This window comes from Roseovarius lutimaris, from assembly GCF_900115165.1.
Lineage (GTDB): Bacteria > Pseudomonadota > Alphaproteobacteria > Rhodobacterales > Rhodobacteraceae > Roseovarius > Roseovarius lutimaris.
The window spans coordinates 24,768-30,908 of the sequence record NZ_FOVP01000026.1; the positions used below are offsets into that span (position 1 = coordinate 24,768).

Genomic DNA, 6,141 nt, shown 5'->3' on the forward strand with positions numbered 1-6,141 from the left:
ATGACCGACAGCCACAAGGATACTGCGCGTCAGGCGGCGCTGGATTACCACGAATTCCCCAAACCGGGCAAGCTAGAGATCCATGCGACCAAGCCGATGGCCAATGGTCGCGATCTGGCACGGGCCTATTCCCCCGGCGTGGCCGAGGCCTGTCTTGAGATAAAGGCCGATCCGGCCACCGCAGCCCGCTATACCACGCGCGGCAATCTTGTCGGGGTGGTCACCAATGGAACAGCCGTTCTGGGCCTTGGAAACATTGGCGCCCTGGCGTCAAAGCCGGTGATGGAGGGCAAGGCGGTCCTGTTCAAGAAATTCGCCAATATCGACTGTTTCGATATCGAGCTGAACGAAAACGACCCCGAAAAACTTGCCGAGATCGTCTGCGCGCTGGAACCGACCTTTGGCGCGATCAACCTCGAAGACATCAAGGCGCCCGATTGTTTTATCGTTGAACGAATTTGCCGCGAGCGGATGAACATCCCGGTGTTTCACGACGATCAGCACGGCACCGCCATCGTCGTCGGCGCCGCCGCAACCAACGCGCTTGTCGTGGCAAAGAAGAAATTTGAAGAGATCAAGGTGGTCTCGACCGGCGGCGGGGCAGCCGGCATTGCCTGTCTCAACATGCTGCTCAAGCTGGGGGTGAAGCGCGAAAATGTCTGGCTCTGTGATATTCACGGTCTGGTCTACAAGGGGCGAGAGGTTGAAATGAACCCCGAAAAGGCCGCGTTTGCCCAGGATAGCACGCTGCGCACCCTCGATCAGGTGATCGACGGGGCGGATTTGTTCCTTGGGTTGTCCGGGCCTGATATCCTCAAACCCGAGATGGTCAAGAAAATGTCAGCGCATCCGATCGTGTTTGCTCTGGCCAATCCCAACCCCGAGATCATGCCCGATCTTGCCCGCGAGGCGGTGCCGGATGCGATCATCGCCACCGGGCGCAGCGATTTTCCAAATCAGGTCAACAACGTGCTGTGTTTTCCGTTCATCTTTCGCGGCGCGCTTGATGCGGGGGCCACCGAGATCAACGACGCAATGCAGGTTGCCTGTGTGCAGGGGATCGCCGATCTGGCCCGCGCCAGCACAAGCGCCGAGGCCGCCGCCGCCTATCAGGGCGAGCAGATGACCTTTGGCGTCGATTACCTGATCCCGAAACCGTTTGATCCGCGCCTGTCGGGCATCGTGTCCACTGCGGTGGCGCGTGCGGCGATGGAAAGCGGTGTTGCGACCAAGCCGATTGCCGATCTCAAGACCTACAAGGAAAGGCTTGACGCGAGCGTGTTCAAATCCGCCTTGCTCATGCGCCCGGTGTTCGAGGCCGCCGCGACCGCATCGCGCAAGATCGTCTTTACCGAGGGGGAGGACGAGCGCGTGCTGCGCGCCGCACAGGCCATTCTGGAAGAGACCACAGAACACCCCATTCTGATCGGCCGCCCCTCGGTGATCGACCAGCGCTGCGAGCGGATGGGCCTTGATATCCGCCCTGGGCGCGATTTCAATGTGGTGAACCCCGAAGACGACCCGCGCTATCGGGACTATTGGCAAAGCTATTACGAGATCATGAAACGGCGCGGGGTCACCCCCGATCTGGCCAAGGCGATCATGCGCACCAATACCACCGCCATCGGCGCGGTGATGGTGCATCGCGGCGAGGCTGATAGCATGATTTGCGGCACCTTTGGTGAATACCACTGGCATCTGAATTATGTGAACCAGGTGCTTGGCAATGATGACTATACCCCGCATGGCGCGCTCTCGATGATGATCCTTCGGGATGGGCCGTTGTTCATCGCCGACACCCATGTCAGGGTTTTCCCGACACCGGAAAACCTGGCCGAGACCGCGATTGGCGCGGCCCGCCATGTGCGCCGCTTCGGGATCGAGCCGAAAATCGCGTTCTGTTCGCAATCGCAATTCGGCAATCAGGAGAGCGATTCCGGCAAGCGTCTGCGCGCCGCGATCGAATTGCTGGATCGCGCGCCGCGCGACTTCATATATGAGGGGGAGATGAATGCCGATGCGGCCCTCGATGCCGAGCTGCGCGAGCGGCTCTTGCCGGGTAACCGGATGCAGGGCGCGGCAAACGTGTTGATTTTCTCGAACTCGGATTCGGCCTCCGGGGTGCGCAATATCCTCAAGATGAAGGCGGCCGGGCTAGAGGTCGGGCCGATCCTGATGGGCATGGGCAACCGGGTGCATATCGTCAACCCATCCATTACCGCGCGGGGGCTTTTGAACATGGCCGCCATTGCGGGCACGCCGGTGGCGCATTACGGGTAGCGATCTGTCGGGTTTGCACGATATTTATTTGCAGATTTGCAAATAATGCCGAAGCAGCCCTTGATCCGCATAGAAGAGAAGGGTTTGCAAAAATTTGCAGACCTTTTTCGCGTATTTCTGCAAATTCTATGCGGTAATCTGCCACGCTCTTGCGCAAGATGCTTGCCGCAAGGGCAAGCGGTCCGTAACACATATTCATCGGATCGGAGGAGGATACCATGGGATACAAAGAGCTTTACGACGGCTGGAAGCAAGACCCTGACGCGTTCTGGATGAAGGCGGCTGAGGCGATTGACTGGGTCGAAAAGCCCAGCAAGGCGCTCTTCGACGACAACGCCCCTTTGTACGAGTGGTTCAAGGATGCACAGGTCAACACCTGTTACAACGCCGTCGACCGCCATGTCGAGGCCGGCAATGGCGCGCGCACCGCGATCATCTATGACAGCCCGATCACCGACACCAAGCACAAGATAAGCTACGCCGAATTGCAAACCCGCGTTGCCAGCCTTGCCGGCGCGCTGCGCGCCAAGGGCGTTGAAAAGGGTGACCGCGTCATCATCTATATGCCGATGGTGCCCGAGGCGCTTGAGGCGATGCTGGCCTGCGCCCGTCTCGGGGCGATTCATTCGGTTGTGTTTGGCGGCTTTGCCGCGCATGAACTGGCGGTGCGGATCGACGATGCCACGCCCAAGGCGATTATCGCCGCCTCTTGCGGGTTGGAGCCAGGGCGCGTGGTGCATTACAAGCCACTTCTGGACAGTGCGATTGAACAGGCCACACACAAGCCCGAGTTTACCGTGATCTTTCAGCGCGAACAGGAAGTCGCGGCGCTTATCCCTGATCGCGATTTTGACTGGCACGGGTTTCAGGCGGGTGTCGAGCCTGCCGAATGCGTGCCGGTGTCAGGCGATCATCCGGCCTATATCCTCTATACGTCGGGCACCACCGGCGCGCCCAAGGGCGTGGTGCGCCCGACGGCAGGGCATCTTGTTGCGCTGAACTGGACCATGAAAAACATCTATAACGTCGACCCCGGCGATGTGTTCTGGGCGGCGTCCGATGTGGGCTGGGTCGTGGGGCATTCCTATATCTGCTATGGCCCGCTTATCAGCGGCAACACCACCATCGTGTTCGAGGGCAAGCCGATCGGCACGCCGGATGCGGGCACCTTCTGGCGGGTGATCCAAGAACATAAGGTCAAGAGCTTCTTCACCGCCCCCACCGCCTTTCGCGCGGTCAAGCGCGAAGACCCCAAGGGCGAGTACCTCAAGAAATACGACCTCAGCGGGTTGAACGCCATCTACCTTGCCGGTGAACGGGCCGATCCCGATACCATCGAATGGACGCAGGCGCTGACCGGCAAGCCGGTTTATGACCACTGGTGGCAAACCGAAACCGGCTATACCATCGCCGGTAACCCGGTCGGGATTGAGGCGATGCCGGTCAAGATCGGCTCTCCCACCGTTCCGATGCCGGGGTATGATATTCACATCCTGGATGACGGCGGGCACGAACTGCCTGCGGGCGAATTGGGCGCGATTGCGGTCAAGCTTCCGTTGCCGCCGGGCACCCTCCCCACCCTGTGGAACGCCGAGGACCGGTTTCGCAAATCCTATCTCAACACCTTTCCCGGCTATTACGAGACCGGCGATGCGGGCATGAAGGACGAGGATGGCTATCTCTGGATCATGGCACGCACCGATGACGTGATCAACGTGGCCGGTCACCGCCTGTCAACCGGCGCCATGGAAGAGGTGCTTGCCTCTCACCCCGATGTCGCCGAATGCGCCGTGATTGGCGTAAGCGACACCCTCAAGGGGCAGGCGCCGGTCGGATTTCTTTGTCTCAACAAGGGCGTCAATCGCCCCGAGGCCGAGGTGGTCAAGGAAATCGTCGCGCTTGTGCGCGATCAGATCGGGCCGGTGGCGGCGTTCAAGCTTGCGGTGGTTGTGGACCGTTTGCCCAAGACGCGCTCTGGCAAGATCCTGCGCGCGATCATGGTGAAGATTGCGGATGGGGCCGAGTACAAGATGCCCGCCACGATTGACGATCCGGCCATTCTTGATGAAATCAAGACTGCATTGCAGGGCATCGGCCTGGCAAAGTAAGACGTCGCTATGACAGATGAAATAAGCCCCGGATGTTTCCACCCGGGGCCTGTTACACGACTTCAATCACTAGCTAAATTGTGAGCTGCCTGGCGCGGAGTACTCACAAACGCCGGGCCAGACAGCTTTACCGATTTGAAGCGCCTGTCGGGAAGTGCGATCAGGGTCTCATTGAACCGGTGCGTCCCAATATCCATGGGCAAAGTTTGGGATGATAAAAAGGGCTTGGGACACCCTGATACATAAGACGCAAATCAACTGTTGCAGGTTCTGGCGCGCTGCGCTGTGATGCACCTCACAGAAGTCGTGAGAAAAGCGGGATTTTTTTGAATATGCCTTTGACGCTGGCGACCGATCTGACCGAGGATACCGGGTTTCGCATCCTGCTTGAACGCCATGGCCGCGCTATCGAATTCGCTTCGGGGCGCACGATCTATGGCACTGGTGATAAAGACAGCACGATGATGCTGATCACCAAGGGCCGGGTCGAGATCAGTCGCACCTCAATCGATGGCCGCCGCTCGATCCTGACCCATCTTGGGGCGGGCGACATGGTGGGTGAGCTGGCCGCGCTTGACGGCATGCCGCGCAGCGCCGATGTGGTGGCGGCGACGCGGGTGCAGGGCCTGGTGTTGACGCGGGCACAGATTGCTGCGCTGCTGAGGGACAACCCCGAGGCCGCCCTTGGCGTGATCGAGACGCTGTGCCGTCGCCTGCGAGAGACCTCGGCGATGTATACCGCGCATGTGCTGGCCGACGGGCAGGCGCGATTGGCGCGGTTGTTGCTGCATCTGGCGGAAAAATGGGGCGAGCCGATGCCGGATGGGCGGCGGCGCCTCTCCGAGAAGTTTTCGCAATCCGATCTTGGCGATCTTGTCGGGCTGACACGCGAAAGCGTCAACCGCCAGATCCGCGAGTGGGAGCAGGCCGGTATTGTCATGCGTCAGGGCAGGGGGCTTGTGATTTGCGATCTTGCGGCGCTTTTATGCGTTGCGGGGGCTGCTGAGTGAGGCGCGCCCGTCGCGGTGGGCCTTCGGGTGATGCCTGTTTGGGCAAGGGCGGCAGTGCGGACAATGCGAATACTAGCCACGTTAGGACAACGTCAGCCCCTGGGTTGGTGAGCCGACGTAGATTGCAGAGCGCTTTATGCTGGCAAAATACATTCCCAGAACAATTGTTGCGCCTGCATTAGCCAAATCGCCAGCCCAAGGGAGGGGCTGACGATGGCCGGGCCGCTACGCGGCTGTTAACCGGCTTGGTGCAACAAGCGAATGTCAGAGTTGGGCGTATTGTGTTGAAAAACTCTTCCTTGATCGGGTGCCCATTCACTGATTCAATTCCCATATTGATTGGGGGATTTTTGCGATGTTGGGACCGAGGCAGGAAGCACAGGCGGCGCTGTTTTATGGGTTCTCGCTGGAGGATCACATCCCGCAAAATCACTTGCTTCGTTCGATTGATCGGTTTGTCGATCTGAGCGGCATCCGCCAGTATCTGGCTGAGTTTTATAGCCACACGGGCCGTCCTTCCATCGATCCAGAGTTACTGATCCGCATGCTTTTGGTGGGCTACTGCTTTGGCATCCGGTCCGAACGCCGCCTGTGTGAGGAGGTTCATCTCAACCTGGCATATCGCTGGTTCTGCCGTCTTGATCTGAGTGACCGCGTGCCTGATCACTCGACATTTTCCAAGAACCGGCATGGGCGGTTTCGCGAGAGCGAACTGTTGCGCCATTTGTTTGAGACGACCGTGG

Annotated in this window: 4 protein-coding genes; all 4 read left to right on the forward strand. The window is 59.5% G+C overall.

The window, feature by feature from the left end; all coding sequences use genetic code 11:
• Nucleotides 1–2,280 carry an NADP-dependent malic enzyme gene (locus BMZ91_RS18345; protein WP_092841920.1) on the forward strand — a complete coding sequence of 760 codons (2,280 nt, stop codon included), beginning with the start codon at nt 1–3 and terminating at the stop codon, nt 2,278–2,280.
• 218 nt (nt 2,281–2,498) lie between these two features.
• Complete coding sequence (prpE, locus tag BMZ91_RS18350) at nt 2,499–4,388, forward strand: propionate-CoA ligase PrpE (protein ID WP_092841922.1); 1,890 nt, start codon at nt 2,499–2,501, stop codon at nt 4,386–4,388.
• A 332-nt stretch (nt 4,389–4,720) separates the two neighbouring features.
• Nucleotides 4,721–5,398: a Crp/Fnr family transcriptional regulator gene (locus BMZ91_RS18355; RefSeq protein ID WP_092841925.1), complete on the forward strand. Its 678-nt coding sequence runs from the start codon at nt 4,721–4,723 to the stop codon at nt 5,396–5,398.
• 355 nt (nt 5,399–5,753) lie between these two features.
• A partial coding sequence (locus tag BMZ91_RS18360) for a transposase (protein WP_143076389.1) occupies nt 5,754–6,141 on the forward strand: 388 nt, incomplete at its 3' end.

What these genes read in the sequence shown, in the direction of transcription:
- BMZ91_RS18345 (WP_092841920.1), top strand. Translation starts at nt 1, where the DNA reads ATGACCGACAGCCACAAGGATACTGCGCGTCAGGCGGCGCTGGATTAC.
- prpE (WP_092841922.1), top strand. Translation starts at nt 2,499, where the DNA reads ATGGGATACAAAGAGCTTTACGACGGCTGGAAGCAAGACCCTGACGCG.
- BMZ91_RS18355 (WP_092841925.1), top strand. Translation starts at nt 4,721, where the DNA reads ATGCCTTTGACGCTGGCGACCGATCTGACCGAGGATACCGGGTTTCGC.